The sequence below is a fragment of the Paraburkholderia phenoliruptrix genome (assembly GCF_902859825.1).
Taxonomy (GTDB): domain Bacteria; phylum Pseudomonadota; class Gammaproteobacteria; order Burkholderiales; family Burkholderiaceae; genus Paraburkholderia; species Paraburkholderia phenoliruptrix.
Genome location: NZ_CADIKB010000006.1, coordinates 76,435 through 103,421, shown reverse-complemented (window position 1 = coordinate 103,421; position 26,987 = coordinate 76,435). Strand labels below are relative to the sequence as shown.

Sequence of the window (26,987 nt, the reverse complement as noted above, 5' to 3'; positions counted from 1 at the left end):
GCCCTATTCCCGCTCAGGGGACAGGCGGTGCGTCGCTTTCCTCGGAGGTGAGCTGCTCTTCGAGTTTTTCGAACACGCGTTGAGTCGCGCGGCTCGGCGCTTCGAGCGCGAACAGCAGCAGCGAACGTGCGGTGACCTGATACTCGTTGCCGGCGCTGAACTGCGGCAGCTCCGCGCGCACCGGCATGTTGGTGTCGAGCAGGCAGGTCCAGCGCTCGCCCTCGGGCACGTCGGGCAATCTGAAGTTGACGACGTCGTGATGCGCGTTCACCACGAGGAGCAGCGTCGCGTCGGACGCGGGACGGCGGATGCCGCTTGCCTGCGCACGCCCGTCGATCACGAGCCCGAAGCAGCGCATCAGCGGATCGGCCCATTGTTCGGGCGTGAGGTCGGTGCCGTCGGGCGAGAGCCAGCGCGCGTCGGTCACATCCAGCGCTTCGTTGTACTCGCCCGTGAGAAAGCGGCTGCGGCGCAGTACCGGCAAACGGTGGCGCAGCGTCGTCAGCTTCCTGACGAACTCGGTAAGCGCGCGGCCGTCGTCGTCGATACCGTCCCAATCCACCCAGCTGATCTCATTGTCCTGGCAATAGGCATTGTTGTTGCCCTTCTGCGTTCGGCCGAATTCGTCGCCCGCGAGGATCATCGGCGTGCCTTGCGACAGCAGCAACGTCGCGAGGAGATTGCGTTTCTGACGCTCGCGTTGCTGGCGGATCTCGGGGTCGTCCGTGGGACCTTCGACACCCATATTCCACGATCTGTTGTCCGAGTGGCCGTCGTTGTTGTCCTCGCCGTTCGCTTCGTTGTGCTTGTCGTTATACGAAACGAGATCGTTCAGCGTGAAGCCGTCGTGCGCGGCGATAAAGTTCACGCTCGCCCACGGACGCCGTCCGCGATGGTTGAACTTGTCGCCCGATCCGGTCAGGCGCGTCGCGAGGTCCGCCACCATGCCTTCGTCGCCTTTCCAGTATGCGCGCACGGTGTCGCGAAAGCGGTCGTTCCATTCGGCCCAGCCCGGCGGAAAGCCGCCCACCTGATAGCCGCCCGGTCCGCAATCCCAGGGCTCCGCAACGAGCCGCACGCTGGAGAGCACCGGGTCCTGCCGGCAACTGTCGAGAAAACCGCCGCCCTCGTCAAAGCCATGCGGCTCGCGGCCGAGAATGGTCGCAAGGTCGAAGCGGAAACCGTCGACCTTCATTTCCGTCACCCAGTAGCGCAAGCTGTCGGTCACCATCTGCAGCACGCGTGGATGAGAGAGATTGAGCGTGTTGCCCGTGCCCGTATCGTTGATGTAATAGCGCGGCTCGTCGGGCATCAGCCGATAGTACGACGCATTGTCGATGCCCTTGAACGAGAGCGTCGGACCGCGCTCGTTCCCCTCGGCGGTATGGTTGTACACCACGTCCAGAATGACTTCGAGATTCGCGTTGTGAAAGGCGTCCACCATGCCCTTGAATTCGCCGACGGATTCCGTCGACGAAGCAAAGAAGCGCGGGTCGGCCGCAAAAAAGCCAATGGTGTTGTAGCCCCAGTAGTTAGTGAGGCCCTTATCGAGCAGATAGCTGTCGTTCACGAACGTCTGGATCGGCATCAACTCGACGGAAGTCACACCGAGGCTTTTGATGTATTCGATCACCGCTTTCTGTCCGAGCCCCGCGAAAGTGCCGCGCAGTTTCTCCGGTACTTGCGGATGGCGCTTCGTAAAGCCGCGCACATGCGTCTCGTAGAAAATCACGCGATCCCACGGCAGCGGATTGCGCTCCGGGTGACTCCATGAAAAGGTCGCATCGACGACCTTGCATTTCGGTACGAAGGGCGCGCTGTCGCGCTCGTCGAACGAGAGGTCCGCGTCTTCCGAATCGAGCGTATAGCCGAAAATTTCCGGCGCCCATTTCAGCTCGCCGATATGCGCCTTGGCGTAGGGATCGAGCAGCAGTTTGTTCGGATTGAAACGATGGCCGTTCTCCGGCTCGTACGGGCCATGCACGCGATATCCATATACCGCGCCGGGTTTCAGGTTCGGCACGAACACGTGCCAGACCTCGTCGGTATATTCCGGCAGTTCGATGCGCTCGATTTCATTTTGCCCCGTCTCGTCGAAGAGACAAAGCTCGACCTTGGTTGCGTGCGCCGAGAACAGCGCGAAGTTCACGCCGCTTCCGTTCCATGTCGCGCCGAGCGGAAAAGGCGTGCCTTCCGCGATGCGCGACGAGTAGTGGGTGGGAGATGACATAGAGGTCCCTGTGAGGAGGATGAGCGCTCGCGCGCCTTTTTAGTGTAGGCGATATGAATATCAGGCTCGCTCGTATAGCAATGTGCGGGCCTGGCCTCCGGCAGGCCGCCCTCGGCGCGGCATGAAATTTGCGTCGACGCGTTTGAAAGCTGACTCCAAGCGCCGCGAGCGGCGCCACATAACAAGGAGAAACATCATGCGTAGCATGCAACTTCGAACGCTGCTTGCAGCGGCGCTCGTCGCGGGTACCCTTGCGCCTTACGGCAGCGCCTGTGCGCAAGGCGCTCCGCAGTCCATCACGGAAAAGCGCACGGACGTCGTGCAGCTCGCAAGCGGCTATCGCGCGTCGAAGCTCACGGGCGCCGACGTGTTCAACAAGAACAAGGACACCATCGGAACGGTCGACGATCTGATCGTATCGCCAGGCAGCGACCGCAGTACGTACGCGATCCTTTCGGTGGGGGGATTTCTCGGCATGGGCAAGCATCTGGTTGCGGTGCCCTTCAACGATCTGCAGATCACCAACCGTCGCGTCGTGTTGCCGGAGGCGACCAAAAAGTCACTGGAAGCGCTGCCGGAATTCAAGTACGCCGATTGAGGGCGTTGTAGCCGGATGAGCGGCGCGCGAGCGCAATGCTTCGGGCGCCGCGAACAGCTTGAGCGCAACGGGGCGCGCGCGGCTTAGGCAAACAGCTTGTCGAGCGTGATCGGCAAATCGCGCACCCGCTTGCCTGTGGCATGCCAGATCGCGTTGCTCACGGCTGCCGCGACACCCACCACGCCGATTTCACCCACGCCCTTGGCGCCGAGCGGATTGACGATATCGTCGTGCTCCTCGACGAACACCACGTCGATGTCGTGAATATCCGCGTTGACGGGCATGTGGTATTCGGCGAGGTTGTGGTTCATCTGACGGCCCAGATCGTGGTCGAACTGGCCTTCCTCGTGCAGCGCCATGCTGATGCCCCACACCACGCCGCCCGCCACCTGGCTCGCCGCCGTCCTGGGATTGACGATGTGCCCCGCGGCCACCGCGCTCACCACGCGTGTCACACGCACCGTGCCGAGCGCCTCGTCCACGCGCGCTTCGACGAAAATGGCCGAATGCGTGCCCATGGAGTAAGCCTGCTGTTTCTCGTGCGGCTTCACGGTCGCCTGCTCCTCGAGCTGGTCGAGACCGGCGCACTCCAGCAACGTGTCGACGTCGATGGCGTCCTGTGCGCCGGCCCCGCACACGAGCCGCGTTCCCATGCGCCGGATGTCTTCTTGCGCAGCGCCCGCGAAACGCGCGCCGCCATATTGCCGCGCCAGTTCGACAAGGCGATTGGAAAGGCGCTTGCAAGCGGCATCGACCGCACTGCCGACTGACGACACCGTCCACGATCCGCCTTCTATCGGCGCCTTCGGCAAGCGCGTATCGCCGAGTTCGAAGACGACGTCCTGAAGCGACACGCCGAGCGCATCCGCCGCGATCTGCGTCATTGCGGTGTAGGTGCCGGTGCCGATATCCGCAGTCGAGCTCGATACGGTCACGCGTCCGTCGCGCGTGAGTACTGCTCGCGCCGATGCTTCGTTCTGCATGGCATCCCACGCACCCGTGGCCATGCCCCAGCCGATCAGTTCGTTGCCCTCGCGCCGGGAGCGCGGCGCGAGCGGCCGCTTATGCCAGCCGAAGCGTTCCGCGCCTTCGCGATAGCAGTCTCGCAAGGCCTTGCTCGAGAACGGCAGGTTCCTGTTCGCATCCCGCTCGGCGTAGTTGATGAGGCGCAGTTGCAGCGGGTCCATCCGCAAGGCTTCCGCCAGTTCGTCCATCGCGACTTCGAGCGGGAAAAGACCTTGTGCCGCGCCCGGCGCGCGCATGTCGGCGGGCGTGGGCACGTCGAGCCTCACGACCTTGTAGCCGAGCGTCACGTTCTCGCATCGGTACAGCTGGCCGGCCCAGTTCACCACCACGTCGCAGTAATCCTCGTATTGCGAGGTCTCCGACACCGCTTCGTGAATCACCGCCTGCAGGCGGCCCTCGGCGGCGGCGCCGAGCGCGACGCGCTGGATGGACTGCGGCCGATGCGCGAATGTGAACATCTGCTGGCGCGTGAGAGTCACGCGCACAGGCCGCTTCAATTCGAGCGCCGCCATAACGGCGAGCGCAAGGTGATACTGCGGTCGCAGACCCGAGCCGAACGCGCCGCCGACGAACGGCGAGACCACTTGCACCTCGTCGTCCGTCAGGCCGAACACGGCCGTCAGATACGACTTCGTATTCACGACGCCCTGGGTCTTTTCATAGACGGTCAGATGTCCCTGTTCGTCCGGCACGACCGTGCAACCATGCATTTCCATCGGATTGTGATATTCAGCCGGCGTACTGTAGAACGCATCGACGCGCGCCGCGGCGCCCGCCAACGCGCTATCGGCGTCGCCGCGCGGTTCGGGCGGCGGATCGAAGCCGCCTTTTTCCGTGGACGGCGGCTCGGCATGCATCAGCGCCTCGCCCATATCCGTCTGATGCGGGGCCGATTCATAGCGCACGTCGACAAGCGATGCCGCATGACGTGCGAGTTCAAGCGACTCCGCGAGCACGAGCGCGACCGGCTGGCCGCTGTACCACACACGGTCGTCCCAGAGGGGCCTCAGCGGGCTTCCGCCGGGCGCGACCTTGTCCTTGTATGGCTTGTCCTCGCGAGGCAGCTGCGGGCGGTTCTGATAGGTCAGCACATGCAGCACACCGGGCAACGCAAGGGCCGCGGATGAGTCGATCGACACGATGCGTCCCGCCGCGATCGTGCTCGATACCACGAAGCCATACGTAAGTCCGGTGGCGGCGAAATCGGCGGCGTATTGCGCGGCGCCAGTCACTTTCAGTCTGCCGTCGACACGCTTGTGCGGCACGCCGCGCGCCCGCAAAGCCGGCAATGTCTCAGTGCGGTTCATCGCGTCGGATCCTCCAGCGAACGTTGCGCTGCCATGGCGAAGGCACGCTCGATGGCGCGCGCGGTCAATTCGATCTTGAATGCGTTGCCGCGGCGGCCACGCGCTTCGCGCAGCAGGTCAGTGGCAAAATCGCGTACCGTGTCGACGGTGAGCGGCTTGCCGCGCAGCGACGCCTCAGCGTCGGCGTTGCGCCACGGTTTGTGCGCGACGCCGCCAAGCGCGCAATGCGCATTGACGATCTTGTCGCCGTCGAGTTCGAGCCCAAGCGCGACCGATACAAGCGCGAAGGCATACGACGCCCTGTCGCGCACTTTCACGTAAGCGTGATGTTCTGCAAAGCCCTGCTTCGGCAATTCGACCGCAGTAATCAGTTCGTCTTCGCGCACGTTCGTGTCGAGGTGCGGCGTGTCGCCCGGCAAGCGGTGAAATTCGGCGAACGGCAGCACGCGCGAGCCCTCAGGACCGCACAGATGAACCGTTGCATCGAGCGCCGCTAATGCGACGCACATGTCGGACGGATGCACGGCGATGCAGTGTTCGCTTGCGCCGAGAATCGCGTGCATGCGATTCACGCCTTCCATTGCCGGACAGCCGGTGCCGGGCTCGCGCTTGTTGCAGCGCGTGCCGGCATCGTAGAAATAGAGGCAGCGCGTGCGTTGCAGTAGATTGCCGCCGACGCTCGCCACATTGCGAATCTGCGGTGACGCACCGGCGAGGATCGCTTTCGCGAGCAACGGGTAACGCGCGCCGATGGTGGCATCGTAGGCGGCGGCGCTGTTCGTCACGAGCGCGCCGATTTTCAGGCCGCCTGTCGCCGTCGGCTCGATCTGCCTGAGCGGCAGACCGTTGATGTCGATGACAAGCTGCGGATGCGCAACGTTCTCGCGCCACAGGTCCACGAGATTGGTGCCGCCCGCGATAAATGCCGCCGCACCATTCGAGCGATGTTGCTGAATGGCCTGCGACACATCGCTCGCACGCGCAAAGGAAAAGCGGTTCATGGCAGCGCCTTTGTGTCCGCGATACCGGCCGCGTCGAGAATTGCAGCAACGATGCCGGCATACGCGCCGCAGCGGCACAGGTTGCCGCTCATCAGCTCGCGCACGTCGGCGGCGGTTTTCGCGCGGCCCTCCTGCAGCATGGCGACGGCGGAGCAGATCTGCCCAGGCGTGCAGTAGCCGCACTGAAACGCGTCGTGGTCGATGAAAGCCTGTTGAACCGGATGCAACTGCTCGCCGTTCGCGAGTCCTTCGATCGTGGTGATCGAGGCGCCGTCGTGGACGGCCGCAAGCGCGAGGCAGGTGTTGATCCGCTGACCGTTCACGATCGCCGTGCATGCGCCGCATTGCCCGTGATCGCAGCCCTTCTTGGTGCCGGTCAAATGGCAGTGCTCGCGCAGCAGATCGAGTAGTGAAGTCCAGGCCTCCACTTCGAAGCTGTGCTTCCTGCCGTTAATGTCGAAGCTCACCGGCAGGCGCTGAACGTCGCTCGGTGCGACGTCGAGCGGCCTTTGCGCAGTGGGAGTGTTCATGAGGATTTCTCCTGACGATGGGTCACGCACAGGAAGCGCAACCGAAGAACTATCCGCGCGCGCAATCGCCGTGCCCGGCAAGATGAGGAAAAATGCGGATGCGCGCAAAGGTCCCGCCAGCGCGGTCTGCCCGGGCTGGCCGACCGCACGGCATGGAACCTTTAATCAAGATGCCTAAATAATCGGCGAGCCGCCCGTGACGGCAATCGTAGCGCCCGAAATGTAACTCGCTTCATCGGATGCCAGCATGACGTAAGCGGGCGCGAGTTCGGCAGGCTGCCCCGGTCGTTTCATCGGCACTTGCTGGCCGAATTTTTCGACTTTTTCCGGCGGCATCGTCGACGGAATCAACGGTGTCCAGATCGGCCCGGGCGCCACGCAATTCACGCGTATGCCCTTCTCGGCAAGCAGTTGCGCAAGGCCGCCCGTGAAATTCTGGATTGCGCCTTTGGTCGTCGCATACGCGAGTAAGCCGGGGTTCGGATGATCGGCGTTGATCGACGTCGTGTTGACGATCGCGCCGCCGCGCTTCATGTGCTGGACCGCGGCGCGCGTGATTCTGAACATCGCGCCGATGTTGGTATCGAAGGTCTTGTCCCACTCGTCGTCGGTGATCGCTTCGAGCGACGGGTAGGTCATCTGGTACGCTGCGTTGTTGACCACCACGTCGAGCCGGCCGAACGCCTCCACTGCCTTGTCCACGATCGCCTTGCAATGCGCGCGGTCCGTGATGTCGCCTGGCACCAGTACCGCCTTACGCCCTGCCTCTTCGACCCAGCGCGCGGTTTCGCGCGCATCGTCGTGCTCGTTCAGATAAGCGATGAGCACGTCCGCGCCTTCGCGTGCAAAGGCAATGGCCACTGCGCGGCCAATGCCGCTGTCGCCGCCCGTGATGATCGCCGCCTTGCCGGCAAGGCGGCCCGAGCCCTTATACGACTTCTCGCCGTGATCGGGCTGAGGTTGCATCTGCGCGGTGCGTCCAGGCGTCTGGTCCTGCTGCTGTCCTTCGAACGGCGGCGTGGGACGTTGGGTGTCGCTCATTACGGTCCTCCAGAATGCTGATGAACATATGCGGCGTGCGAAACGCACGGCGTCGCAACAGTTTTAGCAACCGGCGGGCCCGCACACAGGCGGTAGGAGGGGGATTCGCGCTGCGGCGATATGCATCGGGAATAAAGTGCAAGGCGACGGGACGGAGCGCAACGGCCTGCGAGCGCCTGGGTGCCGCGCGGCAGATGCAAGGATACCGGCCAACCAGATTGGCACCTCAATTGTGCAACCAAGCCGACAACTGAGTCGGTAACCGAGTTCGCGAGCCCGACATCTGTACTCGGGGAACCGCAGTTTTTTCAAACCTCGCGCAGGCTTTACGGCGGTCCCACCGCATGCAAGGCCGCCGCCGATTCCAGCACGCGCAACAAACGCTCGGGCGTCAACGGCTTCGCGCAGTGGGCGTCGAAACCGACGGCACGCGCCCGTGCGCGGTCGTCGCGCGAAGCAAACGCGGTGCATGCCACCAGCAGCATATGGGCCGTCGACGGATGCGCGCGCAAACGGCGCGCAAGCTCGAAGCCGTCGAGTCCCGGCATTTTGATGTCGAGCACCACGGCGAACGGTTGCCACTCCGACGCCATATCGCACACCGCGTGCGGGTCTTCGAGCGCGCGACATTCAAATCCGTCCGCGTTCAACAGCATCTGCAGCGCGTCCGCCGCCTCGCGATAGTCGTCCACCACCAGCACCCGACGGTGTGAAGCCATCGCATACTGTATTGGCCGCCATACGACCACGTCTTCACTGTCGTCGAGCTGGGTATCGAACGTCACCGTGTTCTCCTTGAATCTTGCGGATGCCGCTTCGCAGCACCCGGCGCAGGGTTGCAAGATTCGCTCCCGCGCCGCACTGCGCTATTGACTACATGCTTGCTGATTACATGCTTTCTGACTACATGCTTTATGAATGACTTCGACGTCTAGGCCGCACGATCGTCGATAAAGCCTTTCAGCATTGCGAGCGTATCGGCGTCGTCGATATGCTTGTCCGTGCGCCAGCGCAGCATGCGCGGGAAGCGCACCGCCACGCCGGACTTGTGACGCGTGCTCGCCTGAATGCCTTCAAAGCCGATTTCGAAGACGAGTGTCGGCGTAACGCTGCGCACCGGTCCGAATTTCTCGATCGTAGTCTTGCGCACAATGGCGTCAACCTGGCGCATTTCCTCATCGGTAAGACCCGAATACGCCTTCGCGAAAGGGACGAGCGTGCGCACGCCGTTCGCTTCGTCCCACACTGCGAACGTGAAATCCGTGTACAGGCTCGCGCGGCGCCCGTGTCCGCGCTGCGCGTAAACCAGTACGGCATCGACCGCGTAAGGGTCGATCTTCCATTTCCACCACGTGCCCGAGGCCTTTGTGCGCCCCACGCCGTATAGCGACTCGCGCTCCTTGAGCATCAGGCCTTCCACGCCGCGCGCGCGGCTCTCTTCGCGCAGCGCCGCCAGGGCCTGCCAATCGGTTCCGCAGACGAGCGGCGATACCCGCAGCAGATCGCCCGCGAGCGAATCGCCGAGCGATGCAGCAAGCGTGTCCAGACGTGCACGCCGGTCTGCAAGCGGCGTCATGCGCAGATCTTCGCCGTGGGCTTCGAGCAGGTCGTAAGCGAGCAATGCAGCGGGCGAATCAGCGAGAATTTTTTTGCTCAGCGTCTTGCGTGCGATGCGCGGTTGCAGACGCGCGAACGGCAGCGGCATGGCACCGCCCGGCTCCCACGCGAGTATCTCGCCATCAATGACGAAGCCGTCCGGCAGCGCCTCGCCCAGTGCGACGACTTCAGGAAAACGATCAGTGATGAGATCCTCGCCGCGCGACCACAACCACACGCGTCCCGCGCGCTTGACGAGTTGCGCGCGTATGCCGTCCCACTTCCATTCGATCAGCCAGCGCGACGGATCGCCGAGCGTTTGCGGATCCGCCTGCAGCGGATGCGCGAGAAAAAACGGATACGGCAAACCGAGATCGCTGTCGTGACGCTCGCCTGCAGGCTGAGCGCCGTCCGCGCCGTCGGCGCCGTCCCGCGCCGCCGCCTCGGACACGTCAGGCGCGATGAGGCGCAGATAGCGCGCGGCATCCGGCTTCTGTCGCGAATCGGTCCATCCGACCATGCGTTGTGCGATCCGCTTGTGGTCGACACCCGCCACCTCGGCGAGCGCTCGCACCACCAGTTGCCGCGCAACGCCGACGCGAAAACCGCCGCCTATGAGCTTCGTGAGCAGAAAACGGCCGCTCCAGTCGAGTTCGTCCCAATAGCTGAAGAGCCGCGTGCGCAATGCTTCGGGCGCGAGCCCGCGCAACGTGAGCACACGCTGCTCGATCCATTGCGTGAGTCCCAGTTCGGAAGTGCGGTGCGCGGGCGGCAGAATATGCGCGATAGTCTCCGCGAGATCGCCGACCGCGTGATACGACTCCTCGAAAAGCCACGCGGGCAGGCCCGCGCGTTCGCGCGCGAACTCGGTGAGCAGACGCGTAGGCACCGACTGCCGCGGCTTGCCGCCTGCTAGGAAGTAGGATGCCCATGCAGCATCTTCCGGATCGGCTACCGAAAAATAGCTGGTCAGTGCTTCGAGCTTGTCATGCGTGGACGTCGTTGCGTCGAGCGCGGTGTAGAGAGCAGCGAAGCGTTTCATGAACGGCTCTCAGTGTCGTCGAGCGCACGGGCGCCGGGTTCAAGGCTCGCTTCGACGGCGGCTCGTTCGACGGCACTTTCGGCAACGGTTTCGACGCCGCCGAGCGCATCGGCTTCGACTGCATCGTCGCCGTATTGCGTCGCGAACGCGCCGGCCTCGAGCCCTTGCTCGCGCAGCCATCGCACCATCGGCTCGACCGAGCCATGCGTGACAATGACGCGTTCTGCGCCGGTTGCCTCAATCGCCGTTTGCAGCGCGGGCCAGTCGGCGTGATCGGAGAGGACGAAGCCCCGGTCGACGCCGCGTCTGCGGCGCGCGCCGCGCAAGCGCATCCAGCCCGACGCAAACGCGTCGCTATAGTCGCCGAAGCGTCGGAGCCAAGCGCTGCCTTGCGCCGACGGCGGCGCCACGATCAACGCCTCTTTGAAAACGCCCTTTTCTTTCGGCGGGATTTCGCTGACGAGCCGCACGGGTGACAACCGCACGCCGGCCTCGCGATAGGCGCGATTGAGCGGCTCGACCGCGCCATGGCAAAAGATCGGCCCGATGCCCGCGTCCACGCTCGCAAGCACGCGCTGCGCCTTGCCGAACGAATAGCAGAACAGAACAGAGGCGCGTCCTTCGGACGCGTTATGACGCCACCATGAATCGACGCCGTCAAACACAGCTTGGGGCGGGTCCCATCGGTAGATCGGCAGGCCGAACGTGGATTCGGTGATGAATGTGTCGCAACGCACGGGCTCGAATGCGTCGCAGGTCGGATCGGGGTCGAGCTTGTAATCGCCGGATGCGACCCACACGCGGCCCCGATGCTCGATGCGCAACTGCGCGGAACCCAGCACATGTCCCGCCGGATGCAGTGAAACGGTCACGCCGTTGATGTCGAGCCGCTCGCCATACGCAAGCGTTTGCAGCGAAATGTCAGGCAGGCGGGACAGGAGCACAGTCGCCCCCGCGCGCGAGGCGAGGTAATGCCGATGCCCGAAGCGCGCGTGATCGGAATGTGCGTGCGTGATCACGGCGCGCCCGACGGGCTGCCAGGGATCGATATAAAAATCGCCCGGCGGACAATACAAGCCCTCGGGCCGTGCAATGACGAGATTCCCGGGGCCGGCATGCTCCGCTGCGATATTCGAGGTGGGTTCGGATGCCATGTCGGGAAGATAAAGCAAAGGCTATTCCCGGCACCATTTTTGCGCCCGAGACGCACATGGCTGTTTTCTTGCTTGCCGTTGCGTTCAGGCGCATCCGTAGGCGCCGCCGTCGGCGGCCCGAGATGCGCGCGTGGCGAGGGCCCATGCATTCCATCATCGATCGGCGCACGCTTTACGTTGCCCAACATCCGGGCCGGTTCACGCTCGAAACGCTGAAGGCTTTTCGAGCCAACCAGGGCCTCCTGCTCGCGGGCGCAGTGGCGTATTACGCGCTGCTTTCCATCGTCCCGCTAATGATACTCATCGTCATCGCGCTGTCGCGCGTCGTGCCGCAGCATGTGCTGCTGCCCGCGCTCGGCCATCTGTTGCGATGGCTCGTGCCGGGTCAGTCGCGCGCGCTCGTGCATGAGCTTGCCAATTTTCTCGCCCATCGCGCGGTGATCGGCTGGGTGCTGTTCGTCACCATGCTGTTTTTCAGTTCGCTCGCCTTCACCGTGCTGGAAAACGCGATGTCGTTGATTTTCGTGCATCGCGTCGTGATCCGGCGGCGCCACTTTCTATTGTCCGCGCTGCTGCCTTATTGCTACATCCTCTTCCTCGGCATCGGCGCGCTGATCGTGACCGTCGTGTCGACCGGTCTCGAAGCCGTGGGTGCGGAAGGCGTTGACCTGTTGGGCACGTATGTTTCACTGCAAGGTCCTTCGCGCGTACTGCTGTACCTGCTCGGTCTCGCCGGCGAGATTTTCGTGTTGACGTCGATCTATATGGTGATGCCGGTCGGGCGGCCATCGCTGAAACATGCGCTTTTTGGCGGCATTGTCGCGGCCGTGTTGTGGGAAATCACCCGGCACGTGCTGGTGTGGTACTTCGCGACGCTCTCACAGGTCAGCGTGGTTTACGGCTCGCTCACCATGGCCATTGTCATTCTGTTCAGCCTGGAATGGCTTGCCACGTTGCTGCTGTTCGGCGCGCAGGTGATCGCGCAGTACGAACGCTTCGGCCTCGAACCGGAAGGTGCGCCGAAGGAGCCGATCAAGACGGGCTGACAGCGACCCGGCAGCGCGGGGACACGGCGCGCTACAGCCTCAGGTAACATGGCGCGCATCGCCGCTTTCTGCGCGGCAAGCCTGAAGGACCCGACAATGAGCGTTGCTCAGCGCAACAACCTGAATCGCTGCGTGTACAAGAGCGCGACCCATGCTCGATGAAGCGCTGATCGCAGCGCGCCTGGCCGCGCACGGCATCGTCCCCGATGCGAAGCAACGCGACGCCATCGCAGCGCTCGCCGCGTTGTTCGGCCCGGCAACACGCCGGAATCACTCGCGATATCAAGGTGTCTATTGCCACGGACTGCCCGGACGCGGCAAAAGCCTTGTCGTCGATACGGTGTTCGAACTGGCAGACTGCCGCAAGCGGCGTCTGCACTTTCACGAGTTTCTGCGCGAGATGAACCGGCGCCTTGTGAGCGAGCCGCGTGGCGACGACCGGCTCGGTTCGGTGTCCACGCAATGGCTCGACGGCATCGAACTCTTGTGCTTCGACGAATTCCACGTGCACGATATCGCCGACGCGTTCCTCATGGGCCGCTTTCTCGACACGGCGATCAGGCTCGGCACGCGCATCATGCTGACGTCGAACTATGCGCCCGATGGTTTACTCTCCGACCCGGAGTTTCACGAGCGTTTTGTTCCGACCATCGAGCAGATCAAGCGACACTTTCGCGTCATTCATTTCGACGGCGCACGCGACTACCGTTTCGGCGGCGAAGCGCAGCCGTCGCCGCGCTTCTTTTCCCCGCTCGATGCGGTGACTAGCCGCGCGCTGCAGGACCTTTTTCTGCGCTATGAAAGCAGCGGCGCACTGCAAGCGGCGAAAGTGAACGCCGCAGGCCGCCCGCTGACGGCGCGTGCGGTAGGCGCGGCGCTGCTGTGGGCAGACTTCGAAACACTGTGCGTAGAAAGCCGCTCGCATCTCGACTATCTCGACCTGGCCGAGCGTTGGCAAGGAATCATCGTCGATCATGTACACACAAAATGGCTGACGAAACCGCAAACGCTGCAGCGGCTCGTGTGGCTCGTCGACATTCTTTACGATCGTAAGCGTGCGCTGTTCATCGCGTCGGACCAGCCGATTCATGCCGCGTTGCGCGGCCTCGAAGGCGCGCATGATCTTTCGAGAACGCTGAGCCGGCTTGCGCAAATGCAATCCCGCACCTATCGCAATACGTTGGACGCCGCGATAGACCGGCCAACGTCAACAGAGAGCGAGCCGCAGCGCCACGCATAACGCAGCCGCCGCGCCGTTGGGAACGTTCCGTGCTAGCGCCGTTCAGACGACTCATTCTTCAGCGGATAAACACGCTGCTCTTTTCCCGTCATGATCAGAACCGCTTCGGTTGCCGCCGCACTCTGCGCGGCCTGCCTGACTTCTGCCTGCGTGCATATCGGACCTTCGCGCCTGAAAGCCGACCAGGTCGACTATGCGCGCGCACTCGGCGACGCGAAAAAGCGCGAGATTCTCGCGGCCGTGGTCGGCTTGCGCTATGGCGATGCGCCCGCGTTTCTGACCGTCAGCAGCATCATCGCGGCCTACACGTTCGATGCGAGCGGCGGCGCCACAGCCAACGCAGGCTCGGGCAGCCAGCCGAACTACGCGCTCGCCACCGGCAGCGTGTCCTACTCGAATCACCCGACCTTCACGTTCACGCCGACCACCGGCGAGGCATTCGCCTCCGCGTACATTCGCCCGCTCGCGCCCGCGCTCGTGCTGCCGCTCGCCGAAGGGGGCATTCCGATCGATCTGCTGTTGCGCATTACCGCGCAATCGGTAGGAGGCCTGCAGAACGGCAATGCGCTCGGCGGCGAAAACAGCGCCGGCGCGCCGGGTTTTTTCGAGTTGCTGCGTGCGTTGCGGCGGCTGCAACTCGCGGGCGAGCTGAACGTCGAATCGCGCAAAGTGGGCGACAAGAGCGATCAGATGAGCGTCTTTCTCGTGATGGGCGCAACGACGAGCGGCGACTCGCCGCAAATCACCGCAGATGTCGCCCGGGTGCGCAAGCTGCTGCATCTTTCGTCGAATACGCGCAGCTACGAAATCGTGTACGGACCTTCGTCGGCGTGGCAGAAGGCCGACAAGATTCCGATGGTCACGCGCTCGGTGTTAGGCATCCTGACGGATCTGGGCGCGCAGGTTCAGGTGCCTGCGGAGCGCATTAACGACGGTTCGACAAAGCCGACCGTGGGTCTGATCGGCGGCGAAACGAGGCCGACCATCATCGTCCACTCGGGCAAGACGGCGCCCGATAATGCCTACGTCATGATTCCGTATGGCGGATCGTGCTACTGGGTGGATCGCAACGACTTCGACTCGAAATACGCGTTTACCGTCGTGCAGAATCTGATGGCGCTCGCCGAAGCCGACACGAGCAGCAAGGCACCTGTCGTGACGATTCCGGCGAACTGAACTTTGGGCCTGGGCGGGTGCTAACCGCCCTTTCGCTGGCCTTGCACTCGCGCAATCTGCTGCTTCGCGGCTTCATAGACATGCTCGGGCGTGAAGCCGAACTTCTTCTTCAGATCCGCCAGCGGCGCGGACGCGCCGAACGTATGCATCACCACCTGCACGCCGAGCCTGCCGACGTAGCGGTCCCAGCCGAGCGTCGCCGCCTGCTCGACGGCCACGCGCGCATCGACATCCGGTGGCAAGACCGCGTCGCGATACGCGTCATCCTGCCGCTCGAACAGGTCCCATGAGGGCATCGAGACGACGCGCGCCGCAATGCCCTCGGCTTTCAGCTTCTCGTAGACATCGGCACAAATGGACAGCTCGCTGCCGGTGGCAAGCAGAATGACTTGCGGCTTCTGGCCGTCCGGTGCGTCGGCGAGCACATAGGCGCCCTTCTTCACGCCCTCGGCGGACGCGTAGCGGCTGCGGTCGAGCGTCGGCAGCGGCTGGCGCGACACGACGATGCACGCAGGACGACGCTTTTGCATCAGCGCAACGCGCCACGCTTGTGCCACCTCGTTCGCATCGCCCGGACGCAGCACCGTGAGGCCCGGCACGCCGCGCAGCGACGCGAGCTGCTCGATCGGCTGATGCGTCGGGCCGTCTTCACCGACGCCGATGGAGTCGTGCGTGAAGACGTAGATGGCCTCCACTTCCATGATCGCGGAGAGGCGAATCGGCGGCTTCATGTAGTCGCTGAAAATCAGGAACGTGGAGCCATACGGGCGCAAATTCGACAACGCGAGACCGTTGACCACCGCGCCCATGCCGTGCTCGCGAATGCCGAAATGCAGATTGCGGCCGCCGTAGTTGTCGTACTCGAAGCTGCCCGCACCCTCGAATTTAAGGTTCGTTTTCGTGGACGGCGAAAGATCGGCCGCGCCGCCGATGATCCACGGCACACGCGCCGCAATCGCATTCAGCACTTTGCCGGACGACTCGCGCGAGGCCATGCCCTTCGGGTCCGCGTCGAATGTCGGAATGTCGTTGTCCCAGCCGACCGGCAATTCATGCGCTTCGATCAGCGCGAATTCGCGCGACAGTTCCGGGTATTGCTTGCTGTAGGCGTCGTATTTCGCCTGCCATTCCTCGCGCGCCGCCTTGCCGCGCGCACCGATGCCCTCGGCAAAGCGCTCGTGCACGCCATCGGGCACATAGAAGAATTTGTCTTCAGGCCAGCCGTAAAACTTCTTGGTGAGCGCGACTTCCTGCACGCCGAGCGCTTCGCCGTGCGCGGCGGCGCTGTCCTGCTTGTTCGGCGAGCCCCAGCCGATAATGCTGTTGACTACGATCAGCGTCGGCCTGTCCGTCACGCTTTTGGCCTCGACGAGCGCTGCTTCGAGCGCCGCCGCGTCGTTTGCATCGTCGACGTGCAGCGTATGCCAGTGGTAACCGCGAAAACGGCTTTCGACGTCGTCGCTATAGGCGAGATCGGTGTGCCCTTCGATCGTCACGCGATTGCTGTCGTAGATCCAGATCAGGTTAGAGAGCTTCAGATGCCCCGCGAGCGAGGCCGCTTCGTGCGAGATGCCTTCCATCATGTCGCCGTCGCCGCACAGCGCATAGACGCGGTAATCGAAGAGCGGCGCGTCCGGTTTGTTGAAACGGTTCTCGTACCAGCGCGCCGCCATCGCCATACCGACGCTGTTGCCGAGGCCCTGGCCGAGCGGACCCGTGGTCGTTTCGACGCCGGTCGTCATGCGGTACTCCGGGTGACCGGGGGTTTTGCTGTCGATCTGCCGGAAACGCTCAATGTCCTCGAGCGACACTGCCGGTTGCCCGGTCGGCTTGCCGTCTTCGTCGACGGCCTTCACGTTCGCGAGATGCAGCAGCGAATACAGCAGCATCGACGCATGTCCGACCGACAGCACGAAGCGGTCGCGATTGGGCCATAGCGGCTCGTCCGGATCATAGCGCAACTGGTTTTGCCACAGATGGTAGGCGACCGGCGCCAGCGCCATGGGCGTACCGGGGTGGCCGGAATTGGCCTTCTGAACAGCGTCCATCGACAGCGTGCGGATCGTATTGATGCACAACTGATCGAGGGCGGGATCGTTTTGCATGGGACACTCCTTGTTCGGCCGTTGGGACATTGCCCGCCCGCTCATGCGGCGTCGCAGGCAAACGATGGTCAGGCGCTATTCAAACGGTATTCATGGGACGCGACGCGCGAGGAACCCGGCAAGCCTTGACGATGATGCGCCGATGCGCGCAAATCTGCACGCAGCGTGACATCGCCCGCTGCTGAAAGGATCGTCTCGAGGCCCGCGCAAGCAAAGACGCCCCGCACGAGGGCAAGCGACCGACCTACGCCGCATCCAGCCAGTGCTCGCAAAGCGGACCGTGTTTGCCGTCGACGGGATCGAGCGGCGGGAACGGCAATGCGTGCATCGCGGAGAGTTCCTGCGGCGTGAGCGCTTCGCGGCGAATGTCCCACTGCTGACCGGCCGGGTAGCCGGCCACCACGCGAAAGTGTCCCTGAAACGATTGCAGACAATGACCGGTGCCGGCGGGCAGCAGCAGCACGTCGCCGGCGGAAATGCTCACGACCTTGCCGCCCGGGCCGCCGACGATCACTTCTGCGGATCCCTCGCTTACGCCGAGCACTTCGTGCGCGGTGGAGTGGAAATGGTGGTAGTCGAAAATGCCGTCGCGCCACCGCGGCGGCCAGTCGTTGCGCGCGAACAGCACTTCGAACGCGGCCGCGACATCGCCGATTGCGGGATCGATCGCCTGCCGGTAAACCAGGACCGGCAGCTTGCGATTATTCGGTACCCAATCGTGCGGTTCGAGCATGAAGGCTTCGTACTCGGTTTGCGCGGCGTCGAATGCGTGCTTCGAATCTTCCTGCATATCTGGCTCCTGTGCGTAGCGATGCACGCCCGATGCACGCACATCGGCAACGGGCGACTTTGCATCGACGCATAAAATGCGCCTGCCCCGCCCCTGCGCTACGCATGCGATGCGCGCCCGCGCATCACGCATGCCGCCGCAGCCCACACTACAGCATCACCCTCCGCCTATGCCTTGCAGCACTTTTCCGGTGCCGCCGCATACCGTGCATTGCGCTCCTTCCACTTTGCCGGTTCCGTGGCAGGCGCGGCAGATGTCTTCGCCGACGCCGGGTGCGTCGGGCGGTGCTTCGTCGCCGGGATTCAGAGGTTCGTTGTCCTGTTGCATGTGCCTCTCCATTCGTTTGACACGCTCAGTTCTGATGCGATGCGCGGCCGCCGCCGCCCGCAGGCTCGCCATGCGTGCCGGTGCCGAGCGGAACCTCGGCGGTCTGCTCGGGATGCTGATTCGAGCGAGGCGGGTTGGTTGCCTTATCGACGCCCGTCTGCACGACCGGCTCGATGCCGAGTGGGCTCGGCTCGACGTAATGCGTGCCGCTCGGCTTGTTGCGCTCTTTCACTTCGGGCGCGAGTTCGGCTTCGGCGCGATTGCGGCGGGCTGGGTCGGTCTGCTCCGCAGGCTGCGTGGGCTGCGGGTCGGGCTGCATGTCGGGTTCCATGTTGCGCTCCTTTTTTCCGGATACTGCACACGCCGCAGCAACATATGGGCCTTAAATGCGGGGCCTTAAATGCGGGGCCTTAAATAGGACCTTAAATGCGCGGGCGTCAATGCGGGGCTCAGTGCGCGTTTTTCGCAGACGCATTGGGCACGCCCATTGCGTCGCACACGCTGAAGCTTCGCATGGGTCTTTGTAAAAAGGAGCGCCTTATGTCGGTCACCACCATTCGCGTATCGGATACGGAAGTCCAGGTCGAACGCACGCTTTACACGTTCGCGCAAAAGAGCGATGCAGATGCCTTCGCGCAGTGCGTAGTGAACGATTCGATCGACACCTGCTATCGCAATCATCCGCCGCTGTCCGCGCGGCCCACGGTGCCGGACGAACATCCCGACGATCCGAATCGCGGCAGCACGATCTCGCCCTCGCTCGGCGGCATGCCTTGACGCATGCGCAGGCCGCCGGTCACTTTTCCGGCGAAGCGCGGTCGGCCGCGACGATCTGTTTGCCGTACTCGATGGCGGCGCGGCGCGCTTCGTCGGCCGTGTCGTAGGGTCCGATCTCCGGCGCGCCGTCGAACGGAAACAGAATCCTCCTGTCCGCTTTGCGCAGGACCTTCAGTCCACCTACGTAACGGCCGTCGCCTGTACCGTGATAGCTGGCGAAAATCTCGAACTCGTCGTCAGCAACGTCGGCCTTGTGTCGCGCCATTTCCGTGTCCTTGTCCCTTGTATTCGCGGTGCTCGAGGTTCGATGTCCGGCGAGGCACCCACGCCGTGCCGCGCGATGCCGTGTGCATTGCGCGTGACCGAACGGAGCAACGCCCGTTCCACGTGCGAAAGCCGCTACGCAGAAGGCGATGGAGGGAACGGACGAGACCGCGCATTGCGCAAGAGGCAAGAAACAAAGAGGAGGTAACGATGACCGTGCCGAACCCGCATGACGCAGCGACCTCGGTCATGCACACGCCGACGCCGCCCGAGATCGATCCGGAAGCGCCGCCGCCCCCGAGCATCGACCCGGACCCGCCGCCCGCGCCCGACGACGATCCGGGCGGCCCGCCACGCGCGCCGGAAGGCGACCCGCCCGCCCAGCCGCCGCCGGTGCATGCGCGCGCACCGCGCGCCGCGTACCGGCCGTCGGCTTGTACCTGGGGACCGGATAGCCGCGCTCCCCGGCGCGTGCGCCGAGGCCCTCGGTTGACGAATCAGAACTGGTGCAGCATGCCCACGTAAGCGCCCGTCTGCGATTCGCCGACGAGCGGGCTCGTGTTGCTCGCGGAGTCGCGCGGCGACGCCTGCAGCGAAAAGTTCGCGTTGCTGCTGTTGCGCACATAGCCCACGGTGCCGTAGACGAAGGTGCGCTTCGAGAGGTTATAGGTGGTGCCGAGCACGTACATCATCGCGTGACCGGACGGATCGTGCGCGGCGTCGCCCGTGCCGTCGCCGACCTTGACGTAGTAACCACCCGCGGTCACGGCCCAGCGCGGCTGGAAGTTGTAGGTGGCGCCGAGCCAGTAGTGATCGGCGGTATCGGCCACGCCTGCCGGCGAATCCGGCGCCGAATAATGCGTGTAGGCGCCCTGGATCTTCACCGCGTCGAAATGCACGTTGGCCCCGACGAAGTATTCGCGCGAGCTCTGGAAGATGTTCGAGAACCGTCCATTGCTATCGCGCAGTTCGTCGTAAATGCCGCGCACGTCGAAGAGTTGCGAATGATAGGTCAGCATGATGCCGTCCGAGCGCCCGAACTCGCCGTTCGCGCCGCTGTTGAACGCGCCCGGCTGATTGCCGAATGCATACTGCGCCTGTACGTCGAAGCCCCAGAAAACCGGGCTGTGATATTCGACGTTATTGCTGGTTTGTTGCCAGTTGCGCCCGCGCACGAGCGAAGCCGACGAAAACGCCTGCTGCACGAAAGGATCGAATTCCCACACACCGTCGCTGTCGATGAACAGATTGCGTCCCGCCTGCAGCGTGCCCCATTGCTGGCTGCTCAGCCCGGCAAACGCGCGCCGTGACCACAGGCGTCCACCGCTCGTCGTGCCGTCCATCACCTGCAGGCCCGTTTCCAGATTGAAGATGGCCTTGAGCCCGCCGCCCAGCTCTTCGCTGCCCTTCAGGCCGAGCATGCTGGTGCCCCAGTCGCCGCCCTCCGCGCGCCAGCGGCTCGAATTTCCGCCCGAACCGTTGTTGATGTGATTCATGTATTCGATGCCCGCGTCGAGCCGGCCGTAGAGCGTCACGCTCGTTTGACCGTAGGCGAGCGGGCTGACTACCGCGAGCGCGGCCACCAGTTTCGTATGTCGTCTCATTGTCCCGCCATGATTTCTTGTGATGTTTTCTTGACCTGTTCTGGCGACGCGGGGCCGGCGACGCACAGACCACGCACTCCGCAGACCGAACGCCACGCATTGCCGCCGAACTATAGGTGATGCGGGCTTCTGCCTCTATCTGTTTTACGCAATAGACTCTTGCGGCGCACGCACGTCGCTTGTTCCCGCCGCGGCGCAAACCGGCGAATCGAAAGCCGGCCAAGTTAAGATAGCCGCTCAATCAGCATGAGCCGCGCGGGTCATCCTGCCGGCCCCGTGACGTGCCACCTTTCGCGCCAGCTTTCGCGCCATTTTTCCTGCCGGATTCCGATGAACGCGCCTGATCTGATCGAAGAACAACACCTTGGCCTCTATCGACGCACGACAGAAAGCGCCGTGGAGTGGTGGCGCGTGAGCGTCGCGGACCGGCCCGAGACCTACCGGCTCGAACACGGCGTCGATCACGGCGAGCGGCACGGCGCCGCCGATCTCGATCTGGTGGTCGATGCCGAGAACCTGCGTGCCAAGCTGAAGAAATGGCGCCGCGAAGGTTTCGCGCTGCAAAGCACCGACGACACCGACCTCGCTCCCGGCTCGGAGCGCGACGAATTCATGCCGCAATTGCGGCGCGCCGCGGCGCACGCACGCGCGGCAAAGCAGGATGAGAGGCCGGGCGAAGCGACGACCGTGCGGATCGGCGGTATTGACGTGCCTTGCGGCACCGGCCACCCGCTCGTGCCGCGCGTGAACCCGGCGTACCTGTTTTCCGCGCGCTTTGACGACATTCTCGAAGACATCGCCGAAAACCGGCGCGTCATGCTGATCGGGCACACGGGCGCCGGCAAGACGAGCCTGATCGAGCAGGTCGCCGCGCGCTCGCAGCACGGCGTGTTGCGCTCCAACATGAACGGCCAGACCACCGTCGGCGACTTCGTCGGCTTCTGGACGGTCAAGGGCGGCGAAACGCTGTGGGTCGACGGCGTGCTGCCCACGGCGATGCGCGAAGGTCTGTGGCTGATCGTCGACGAAATCGACTTTGCCGAGCCGTCGATCCTCGCCGCGCTGACCGCGGTGCTCGAGCCGCACGGCCGTCTCGTGCTGAAGGAGAAAGGCAACGAGATCGTCGCGCCCCATCCGTCGTTCCGGCTCTTCGCAACCGCCAACGCGGTGGGCGCCATGAGCCAGTTCCGCCATCTGTATCAAGGTGCGAATCTGATGAACGAGGCGTTCCTCGACCGCTGGCGCGTGTATCTGCTCGACTATCTGTCGCCCGCCGAAGAGACCGAGGTGCTGGTGCGCACGCTCGCGCCGCACATGACGCGCCCGCTGGCCGTCACGCTTGCCGCCATTGCCGCCGACTGCCGCACGGCTTTCGCGCGCGAGGATTTGTCGAGCGCATTCTCCACGCGGCGTCTCATCGACTGGGCCGAACTGATGCTGCGCACCGGCGAGCCCGAGCGCGCGGCCGGCCCTGCGATCTACGCGAAGGTGAGCCCCGAGGATGCCGCGCTGATTCGCGGCATCATCCGCCATCACATCGCGCCGGCGGGCTGACGCCCGCATGAACGCCCGGCATGCACTGCGCGACACTCGCGGCTTCGCGTTCGAATCGACGCTCGGCAAGATTGCGCGTGTGCTGACCGGGCAGTACGGCGTCGCGGTCGTCTTCAGTCCCGACGGCCCGCGCGTCGAACCGGGCCGCATTGTGATACCCGACTACGCGCTGGAAGGCGGCGTCGAGCGCGACGTGCTGATCGGCTACCTCGATCTGCTGGTCGCGCGGGCAAAACATGCGTCGCCGGGCGAACTCGACGCATTGCCGCGAGGCGTCACGGCCAATCTGGCACAGGTGATCGACGATCGCCGGGTGTGCGCGCAACTGCTCGACGAATATCCGGGCGCGCGCTGGTTCATCGGCGCATTGCGCGTCCATGCCGCCGAGCGCGCGTGTCTGCGCTGGCCGAAACTGCATTGGCGCGACCGGCTCGTGTGGCTCGTCGAGCGCGCCTTGTGGGACGAACAACCCACCGCCGCGGAGGCGAGCCACTCGCTGCTCGCCGCCCTGCATGCCGCCGGCGACATCCTCACGCAGGCGCGCGCGAGCGGCTCGACCGCAGAGAGCATCGACGCGGCGCACGCACTGGTCGCGCGCGTGCGCGCCCTGTCGGCGGGCGACGTCAACACAATGACCTTTACGGCCGGCCCGGTGGAAGATATCGACACGGACACGGCGCCCTCGTCCGCTCCATTCGACGATTCGCCGCTGCCGGACGCCGACCCCGCCGATCACGCGGACGAGGCGGACAACGCCGCGACCTCGCCGCCTGCGGACAAAAGCCGCGGCGCGCAGTCGGAGCACGCCGTCGGCATGGCGCAGACGCTGGCCGGCGCACAGCAGCCATCCGGTGACTCGCACGACGCGGCAGGCGGGCCGCGAGGTTTCGCGCGGCCGCAGCTGTCGCGGCCGCTCGCGACCGAGTTCGATGAAATCACCGACCTTACCGGCCAGGGCGACAGTGGCGCATGGCGTGATTTGCGGGCGCGGGCGCGCGCGGACACCGCACCGCTGAAGGACAAGCTGGAGCGTGCGCTCAGCGCCGACGAGCGCATCCGCTGGCGCCGCGAGCAGGAGCGTGGCGAGCTCGACCGCACGGCGCTCGCGCGGCTCGCGACTTCGCCGGGCTACCGCACGCCGTTTCGCACGCAGCGGCCGTCCAAAGGCCGCGACGTGGCGGTGACGCTGCTGATCGATCGCAGCGGTTCGATGGCGGGCCGCAAGATCGAACTCGCGCGGCTCTGCGCCAGTGCCTTGTGCGATGCGCTCACGCAGCTATCGTTCGATTGCGAGGTGCTCGGCTACTGCTCGCTCGAGTCGGCGCCGATGCGGCAGCTCTACGAGCGGCAGCGCGCGGCCGGCGCGGATTTGCGGCGCTACAACCGCTTCGTCGAACGCCTCGATCTGAAGGTCTACAAGCGCTTCGGCGCGACCGATATGAGCGGCATTGCCGCGCTCGACTGCGGCCACGAGAATCCGGACGGCGAGGCGCTGGCCTGGGCGGCCGCGCGGCTCGCGGACCATCCCGCCGGGCGTCGCATCCTGATGGTGTTTTCGGACGGCTATCCGTCCACCGGCGACGGCGACCCGCAGGTGCTGCGCAGCGATCTGCGCGAACGCGTGGCGGCAATCGGCCAGCGCGGCATCGAGCTCGTCGGCATCGGCGTGCTGACCGATGCCGTCGAGGACTTCTATCCGCACAACGTGGTCGTGAGCCGTCTCACGCAATTGCCGTCGACGGTGTTCTCGGTGCTGAGCTCCATGCTGCTCGTGCGCTGACCCGACGCGAGCCTGTTGCCGGGTTTCATGCTCAACGGCTCACCGCCGGTGGCATCGTCGCAATGGGAATCAGGAATTCGGAGAAGCCGGTCAGCATGATCTGCACGCCGATGCACAACAACAGAAACGAAGAAACGCGCATGGCCACCTTGGTGCCTTCGGCGCCGAGATAGCGGGCGAACACCACCGAGCGGCTGTAGACCAGATACACGGTCAGTGCAACCGCGAGTGTGATCACGACCGACGCAATGCCCGACAGCACGAACTCGGAAAGCTTGTGCGTGCGGTTGGCGGTCAGCGCGATGGCCGTGGCGATGGAGCCGGGCCCGGTGGTCAGCGGAATCGTCAGTGGGAAGAACGCCCGAGCCTTTGCGTTTTCGGCGTCCACGCGCTTCACGCCCGGCTGCTCGGCGGGCTGCGTGTCGGGCGCATTCAGCATCTGCCAGCCGCCCACCGCGACCGCGAGCCCACCGCCGATGCGCAGCGCCTCCATCGAAATGCCGAAGAAATGCAGGATCGGCGTACCGATGAAAAACGCCACCAGCAGCACGCAAACGACATTGATCGCGATCTTTCTCGCGAGCGCCGTGCGTTCTTCGGTCGTCAGCGAAGCGGTGCGGTCAAGAAAGACAAAGGCCACGCCGATAGGGTTGATGATGCTGATGAGCCCCGTGAAGCCAAACAGAATGTCCGAGATCAGACTTTCGACCATATGCGATCCGTATCGAGCGGCCGCCCGGGCATTGCGACTGCTGCGGGGCGTGCCGTGCCGTGTGGTTGAACCGGAGGCGCGAAACCTCCAGAGCCTGCGTACGCTGCGTGGCCAGCATCATATCGCGGCGCGATATCAATTCATGGAAAAGGCGTGCCGCTCGGGCATGCACCGCGAGTTCCGGGTTGCGGCGCGCGCGCATTGCAACGCAGCAACAGCTCGCGGGCGCCGCGCCGATCGATGCGCACGCAACTTTCAGACAGCCTACATTTTTTTGAACTACTTTACGTGACGGAAGCATCCGGCATACAGTCGCGAGCGAAGCTGCACTTTCAACGAGACGTACTCACAGTTCGAGGAGTTGCCCCATGTTGCTTCGTGTACTCGCCGCGCTGCCGTTCATCGGCATTCTGCTCGGTGTTCCGTTTGTGAACCGCGTCGAGCCGCTCCTGCTCGGCATGCCGTTCGTGCTGGGCTGGATCGTCGCGTGGGTAGTGTTGAGTTCGATCATCATGGCGATCGTCTATCGTCTGGACCCGTCGAATCGGCAGATTGCGGCCGATAGCGAGGAGGTCCGCCCATGAGCGCACTTGTCATCATTGCAGCCATCACGCTGTTTGCGCTGTTTCTCGGCGTGCGCGCGAAGCATGGCCACGACATGAGCCTCGAACAGTGGACCGTGGGCGGCCGCAGTTTCGGCACCGCCTTCGTGTTCCTGCTCATGGCCGGCGAGATCTACACGACGTTTACGTTCCTCGGCGGCAGCGGCTTTGCGTACGGCAAAGGCGCGGCCGTCTATTACATTCTCGCGTACGGCACGCTTGCGTACATTCTGTCGTACTGGATGCTGCCGCCCATCTGGCGTTTTGCGAAACAGCAGCGTCTCGTGTCGCAGCCGCATTTCTTTACCCGCAAATACGACAGCCCGGCGCTCGGCACGCTCGTCGCGCTGGTCGGTGTGGCCGCGCTGATTCCTTACCTCGTGCTGCAGTTGAAGGGCCTCGGCATTATTGTCGCGACGGCTTCGTATGGCGCGATCTCGTCGACGGCCGCCATCTGGATCGGCGCCGCGGTCGTGACCGCGTATGTGATCGTCTCCGGCGTGCGCGGCTCCGCATGGAACTCGGTCGTCAAAGACCTGCTGATTCTGGCGATCGTTCTCTTTCTCGGGATCTATCTGCCGCTGCACTACTATGGCGGCCTCGGCGAGATGTTCCATGCCATCGACACGGCCCGTCCCGGCTTCCTGACGTTCCCGGCGAAAGGCTCGAGCGTGACGTGGTTCCAGTCCACGGTGCTGCTCACGGCACTCGGCTTTTTCATGTGGCCGCATACGTTCGGCTCGATCTTCACCGCGAAAGACGAGCGCATCTTCCGCCGCAACGCGATGGTGCTGCCGCTCTACCAGCTGATTCTGCTCTTCGTGTTCTTCGTCGGCTTCGCGGCCACGCTGAAAGTGCCGGGGCTGAAAGGCGGCGACATCGACCTGTCGCTGTTCCGTCTTTCCTTGCAGACCTTCGACCCGTGGTTCGTCGGTGTAATCGGCGCGGCCGGCATTCTGACCGCGCTGGTGCCGGGCTCGATGATCCTCACGTCGGCATCCACGCTGCTCGCGAACGACGTGTATCGCGGCATGGTGAACCGCAACGCGTCCGACGCCGCAGTCGCGAATCTCGCGCGCATTCTCGTGCCTGTCGTCGCGCTGGTGGCGGTCGCCTTTACGCTGCACGGCGGCGAAACCATCGTGGCCTTGCTGCTGATGGGCTACAGCTTCGTCACACAGCTGTTTCCGGCCGTCGTCTGCAGCCTCTTTCCGCGCAATCGGGCCACGAAGCAAGGGGCGTTCTGCGGAATCGTGGCGGGCGTCGCGGTGGTGGCGATCACCACGACGATGCATCTGACGATCGGCCAGTTGATGCCGTTTCTACCCGACGCGCTCAAGGACGTGAACATCGGTTTTGTCGCGCTCGCGGTCAATATCATCGTCTTCATTATCGTCAGTGCAATGACGCAAAGCGGGCGCGTCGGGCACACGCACGCATCGGCGCATTGACCGCGCCCTGCTCCAGCCCTGCCGCTGCTCCCGG

25 protein-coding genes are annotated in these 26,987 nt (G+C 64.2%); 10 read left to right on the top strand and 15 right to left on the bottom strand.

The window, feature by feature from the left end; genetic code table 11:
* Positions 1-13: 13 nt before the first annotated feature.
* Complete coding sequence (glgX, locus tag HV711_RS09380) at positions 14-2,230, bottom strand: glycogen debranching protein GlgX (protein WP_035483538.1); 2,217 nt, start codon at positions 2,228-2,230, stop codon at positions 14-16.
* Positions 2,231-2,426: 196 nt separating this feature from the next.
* Between glgX and HV711_RS09375 the strand changes: the two genes are divergently transcribed.
* Positions 2,427-2,828, top strand: coding sequence for a PRC-barrel domain-containing protein (locus tag HV711_RS09375; RefSeq protein ID WP_028359922.1), 402 nt, complete (start codon positions 2,427-2,429; stop codon positions 2,826-2,828).
* An 83-nt stretch (positions 2,829-2,911) separates the two neighbouring features.
* On the opposite strand, the gene HV711_RS09370 is transcribed toward HV711_RS09375, so the two are convergent.
* The 7 genes from HV711_RS09370 to HV711_RS09340 form a co-directional block, all read right to left on the bottom strand.
* Positions 2,912-5,161, bottom strand: coding sequence for a xanthine dehydrogenase family protein molybdopterin-binding subunit (locus HV711_RS09370; protein ID WP_035483537.1), 2,250 nt, complete (start codon positions 5,159-5,161; stop codon positions 2,912-2,914).
* The gene (locus HV711_RS09365) at positions 5,158-6,162 is read right to left on the bottom strand and encodes an FAD binding domain-containing protein (protein WP_035483535.1); all 1,005 of its coding nucleotides are present in this window, start codon (positions 6,160-6,162) and stop codon (positions 5,158-5,160) included. The genes HV711_RS09370 and HV711_RS09365 overlap by 4 nt, the downstream gene beginning before the upstream one ends.
* On the bottom strand, positions 6,159-6,692 hold the full coding sequence (locus HV711_RS09360; RefSeq protein WP_013590168.1) for a (2Fe-2S)-binding protein: 534 nt from the start codon (positions 6,690-6,692) through the stop codon (positions 6,159-6,161). Before HV711_RS09360 ends, HV711_RS09365 begins: the two co-directional genes overlap by 4 nt.
* Before the next feature lie 174 nt (positions 6,693-6,866).
* Complete coding sequence (locus HV711_RS09355) at positions 6,867-7,733, bottom strand: SDR family oxidoreductase (protein ID WP_035483533.1); 867 nt, start codon at positions 7,731-7,733, stop codon at positions 6,867-6,869.
* A 326-nt stretch (positions 7,734-8,059) separates the two neighbouring features.
* Positions 8,060-8,518: a response regulator gene (locus HV711_RS09350; RefSeq protein ID WP_035483532.1), complete on the bottom strand. Its 459-nt coding sequence runs from the start codon at positions 8,516-8,518 to the stop codon at positions 8,060-8,062.
* A gap of 146 nt (positions 8,519-8,664) precedes the next feature.
* Positions 8,665-10,371, bottom strand: a complete 1,707-nt coding sequence (locus HV711_RS09345; protein WP_035483531.1) for an ATP-dependent DNA ligase — start codon at positions 10,369-10,371, stop codon at positions 8,665-8,667.
* The gene (locus HV711_RS09340; protein WP_035483561.1) at positions 10,368-11,525 is read right to left on the bottom strand and encodes a ligase-associated DNA damage response exonuclease; all 1,158 of its coding nucleotides are present in this window, start codon (positions 11,523-11,525) and stop codon (positions 10,368-10,370) included. The genes HV711_RS09345 and HV711_RS09340 overlap by 4 nt, the downstream gene beginning before the upstream one ends.
* Positions 11,526-11,668: 143 nt before the next feature.
* Between HV711_RS09340 and HV711_RS09335 the strand changes: the two genes are divergently transcribed.
* From HV711_RS09335 to HV711_RS09325, 3 genes are all read left to right on the top strand, one after another.
* The gene (locus tag HV711_RS09335; protein WP_035483529.1) at positions 11,669-12,571 is read left to right on the top strand and encodes a YihY/virulence factor BrkB family protein; all 903 of its coding nucleotides are present in this window, start codon (positions 11,669-11,671) and stop codon (positions 12,569-12,571) included.
* A gap of 151 nt (positions 12,572-12,722) precedes the next feature.
* Entirely contained in the window at positions 12,723-13,811 is a 1,089-nt protein-coding gene (gene zapE, locus HV711_RS09330) for a cell division protein ZapE (protein ID WP_035483528.1), read from the top strand.
* A 90-nt stretch (positions 13,812-13,901) separates the two neighbouring features.
* A complete protein-coding gene (locus HV711_RS09325; RefSeq protein ID WP_035483527.1) occupies positions 13,902-14,987 on the top strand; it encodes a hypothetical protein in 1,086 nt (361 codons plus the stop codon).
* 20 nt (positions 14,988-15,007) lie between these two features.
* Here HV711_RS09325 and tkt read toward each other — a convergent pair whose 3' ends face one another.
* The 4 genes from tkt to HV711_RS09305 all read right to left on the bottom strand — a co-directional run bounded on the left by tkt (position 15,008) and on the right by HV711_RS09305 (position 18,540).
* The gene (gene tkt, locus HV711_RS09320; RefSeq protein ID WP_035483526.1) at positions 15,008-17,092 is read right to left on the bottom strand and encodes a transketolase; all 2,085 of its coding nucleotides are present in this window, start codon (positions 17,090-17,092) and stop codon (positions 15,008-15,010) included.
* Between the two features lie 244 nt (positions 17,093-17,336).
* Positions 17,337-17,882, bottom strand: coding sequence for a cupin domain-containing protein (locus tag HV711_RS09315; RefSeq protein WP_035483525.1), 546 nt, complete (start codon positions 17,880-17,882; stop codon positions 17,337-17,339).
* Between the two features lie 156 nt (positions 17,883-18,038).
* Entirely contained in the window at positions 18,039-18,209 is a 171-nt protein-coding gene (locus HV711_RS09310; RefSeq protein WP_013590178.1) for a hypothetical protein, read from the bottom strand.
* Between the two features lie 25 nt (positions 18,210-18,234).
* Positions 18,235-18,540: a hypothetical protein gene (locus HV711_RS09305; RefSeq protein ID WP_028359911.1), complete on the bottom strand. Its 306-nt coding sequence runs from the start codon at positions 18,538-18,540 to the stop codon at positions 18,235-18,237.
* 209 nt (positions 18,541-18,749) lie between these two features.
* Between HV711_RS09305 and HV711_RS09300 the strand changes: the two genes are divergently transcribed.
* Positions 18,750-18,986, top strand: coding sequence for a hypothetical protein (locus HV711_RS09300; RefSeq protein ID WP_013590180.1), 237 nt, complete (start codon positions 18,750-18,752; stop codon positions 18,984-18,986).
* A 19-nt stretch (positions 18,987-19,005) separates the two neighbouring features.
* Here the strand turns inward: HV711_RS09300 and HV711_RS09295 are convergent, their stop codons facing one another.
* A complete protein-coding gene (locus HV711_RS09295; protein WP_013590181.1) occupies positions 19,006-19,251 on the bottom strand; it encodes a DUF6723 family protein in 246 nt (81 codons plus the stop codon).
* Positions 19,252-19,460: 209 nt separating this feature from the next.
* On the opposite strand from HV711_RS09295, the gene HV711_RS09290 reads away from it, so the two are divergent.
* Entirely contained in the window at positions 19,461-19,775 is a 315-nt protein-coding gene (locus HV711_RS09290) for a hypothetical protein (RefSeq protein ID WP_035483524.1), read from the top strand.
* On the opposite strand, the gene HV711_RS09285 is transcribed toward HV711_RS09290, so the two are convergent.
* Positions 19,748-20,854 (bottom strand): porin, encoded by a 1,107-nt coding sequence (locus HV711_RS09285; protein WP_035483523.1) that lies wholly within the window; start codon positions 20,852-20,854, stop codon positions 19,748-19,750. The two genes, HV711_RS09290 and HV711_RS09285, sit on opposite strands and share 28 nt — an antisense overlap.
* Positions 20,855-21,184: 330 nt before the next feature.
* Here HV711_RS09285 and HV711_RS09280 point away from each other — a divergent pair, with 330 nt between their 5' ends.
* On the top strand, positions 21,185-22,408 hold the full coding sequence (locus HV711_RS09280; RefSeq protein ID WP_035483558.1) for an AAA family ATPase: 1,224 nt from the start codon (positions 21,185-21,187) through the stop codon (positions 22,406-22,408).
* 7 nt (positions 22,409-22,415) lie between these two features.
* On the top strand, positions 22,416-24,188 hold the full coding sequence (locus HV711_RS09275) for a cobaltochelatase CobT-related protein (protein ID WP_175145061.1): 1,773 nt from the start codon (positions 22,416-22,418) through the stop codon (positions 24,186-24,188).
* Positions 24,189-24,219: 31 nt separating this feature from the next.
* Here the strand turns inward: HV711_RS09275 and HV711_RS09270 are convergent, their stop codons facing one another.
* On the bottom strand, positions 24,220-24,900 hold the full coding sequence (locus tag HV711_RS09270) for a MarC family protein (protein WP_014971794.1): 681 nt from the start codon (positions 24,898-24,900) through the stop codon (positions 24,220-24,222).
* A gap of 368 nt (positions 24,901-25,268) precedes the next feature.
* On the opposite strand from HV711_RS09270, the gene HV711_RS09265 reads away from it, so the two are divergent.
* Positions 25,269-25,484: a DUF3311 domain-containing protein gene (locus HV711_RS09265; protein WP_013590187.1), complete on the top strand. Its 216-nt coding sequence runs from the start codon at positions 25,269-25,271 to the stop codon at positions 25,482-25,484.
* Complete coding sequence (locus HV711_RS09260; RefSeq protein WP_013590188.1) at positions 25,481-26,953, top strand: sodium:solute symporter family protein; 1,473 nt, start codon at positions 25,481-25,483, stop codon at positions 26,951-26,953. Before HV711_RS09265 ends, HV711_RS09260 begins: the two co-directional genes overlap by 4 nt.
* Positions 26,954-26,987: the final 34 nt, after the last annotated feature.

Bases quoted from the DNA above. Each gene is read 5' to 3' on its own strand.
- glgX (WP_035483538.1), bottom strand. From the start codon at position 2,230: ATGTCATCTCCCACCCACTACTCGTCGCGCATCGCGGAAGGCACGCCT.
- HV711_RS09375 (WP_028359922.1), top strand. From the start codon at position 2,427: ATGCGTAGCATGCAACTTCGAACGCTGCTTGCAGCGGCGCTCGTCGCG.
- HV711_RS09370 (WP_035483537.1), bottom strand. From the start codon at position 5,161: ATGAACCGCACTGAGACATTGCCGGCTTTGCGGGCGCGCGGCGTGCCG.
- HV711_RS09365 (WP_035483535.1), bottom strand. From the start codon at position 6,162: ATGAACCGCTTTTCCTTTGCGCGTGCGAGCGATGTGTCGCAGGCCATT.
- HV711_RS09360 (WP_013590168.1), bottom strand. From the start codon at position 6,692: ATGAACACTCCCACTGCGCAAAGGCCGCTCGACGTCGCACCGAGCGAC.
- HV711_RS09355 (WP_035483533.1), bottom strand. From the start codon at position 7,733: ATGAGCGACACCCAACGTCCCACGCCGCCGTTCGAAGGACAGCAGCAG.
- HV711_RS09345 (WP_035483531.1), bottom strand. From the start codon at position 10,371: ATGAAACGCTTCGCTGCTCTCTACACCGCGCTCGACGCAACGACGTCC.
- HV711_RS09340 (WP_035483561.1), bottom strand. From the start codon at position 11,525: ATGGCATCCGAACCCACCTCGAATATCGCAGCGGAGCATGCCGGCCCC.
- HV711_RS09335 (WP_035483529.1), top strand. From the start codon at position 11,669: ATGCATTCCATCATCGATCGGCGCACGCTTTACGTTGCCCAACATCCG.
- zapE (WP_035483528.1), top strand. From the start codon at position 12,723: ATGCTCGATGAAGCGCTGATCGCAGCGCGCCTGGCCGCGCACGGCATC.
- HV711_RS09325 (WP_035483527.1), top strand. From the start codon at position 13,902: ATGATCAGAACCGCTTCGGTTGCCGCCGCACTCTGCGCGGCCTGCCTG.
- tkt (WP_035483526.1), bottom strand. From the start codon at position 17,092: ATGCAAAACGATCCCGCCCTCGATCAGTTGTGCATCAATACGATCCGC.
- HV711_RS09315 (WP_035483525.1), bottom strand. From the start codon at position 17,882: ATGCAGGAAGATTCGAAGCACGCATTCGACGCCGCGCAAACCGAGTAC.
- HV711_RS09310 (WP_013590178.1), bottom strand. From the start codon at position 18,209: ATGCAACAGGACAACGAACCTCTGAATCCCGGCGACGAAGCACCGCCC.
- HV711_RS09305 (WP_028359911.1), bottom strand. From the start codon at position 18,540: ATGGAACCCGACATGCAGCCCGACCCGCAGCCCACGCAGCCTGCGGAG.
- HV711_RS09300 (WP_013590180.1), top strand. From the start codon at position 18,750: ATGTCGGTCACCACCATTCGCGTATCGGATACGGAAGTCCAGGTCGAA.
- HV711_RS09295 (WP_013590181.1), bottom strand. From the start codon at position 19,251: ATGGCGCGACACAAGGCCGACGTTGCTGACGACGAGTTCGAGATTTTC.
- HV711_RS09290 (WP_035483524.1), top strand. From the start codon at position 19,461: ATGACCGTGCCGAACCCGCATGACGCAGCGACCTCGGTCATGCACACG.
- HV711_RS09285 (WP_035483523.1), bottom strand. From the start codon at position 20,854: ATGAGACGACATACGAAACTGGTGGCCGCGCTCGCGGTAGTCAGCCCG.
- HV711_RS09280 (WP_035483558.1), top strand. From the start codon at position 21,185: ATGAACGCGCCTGATCTGATCGAAGAACAACACCTTGGCCTCTATCGA.
- HV711_RS09275 (WP_175145061.1), top strand. From the start codon at position 22,416: ATGAACGCCCGGCATGCACTGCGCGACACTCGCGGCTTCGCGTTCGAA.
- HV711_RS09270 (WP_014971794.1), bottom strand. From the start codon at position 24,900: ATGGTCGAAAGTCTGATCTCGGACATTCTGTTTGGCTTCACGGGGCTC.
- HV711_RS09265 (WP_013590187.1), top strand. From the start codon at position 25,269: ATGTTGCTTCGTGTACTCGCCGCGCTGCCGTTCATCGGCATTCTGCTC.
- HV711_RS09260 (WP_013590188.1), top strand. From the start codon at position 25,481: ATGAGCGCACTTGTCATCATTGCAGCCATCACGCTGTTTGCGCTGTTT.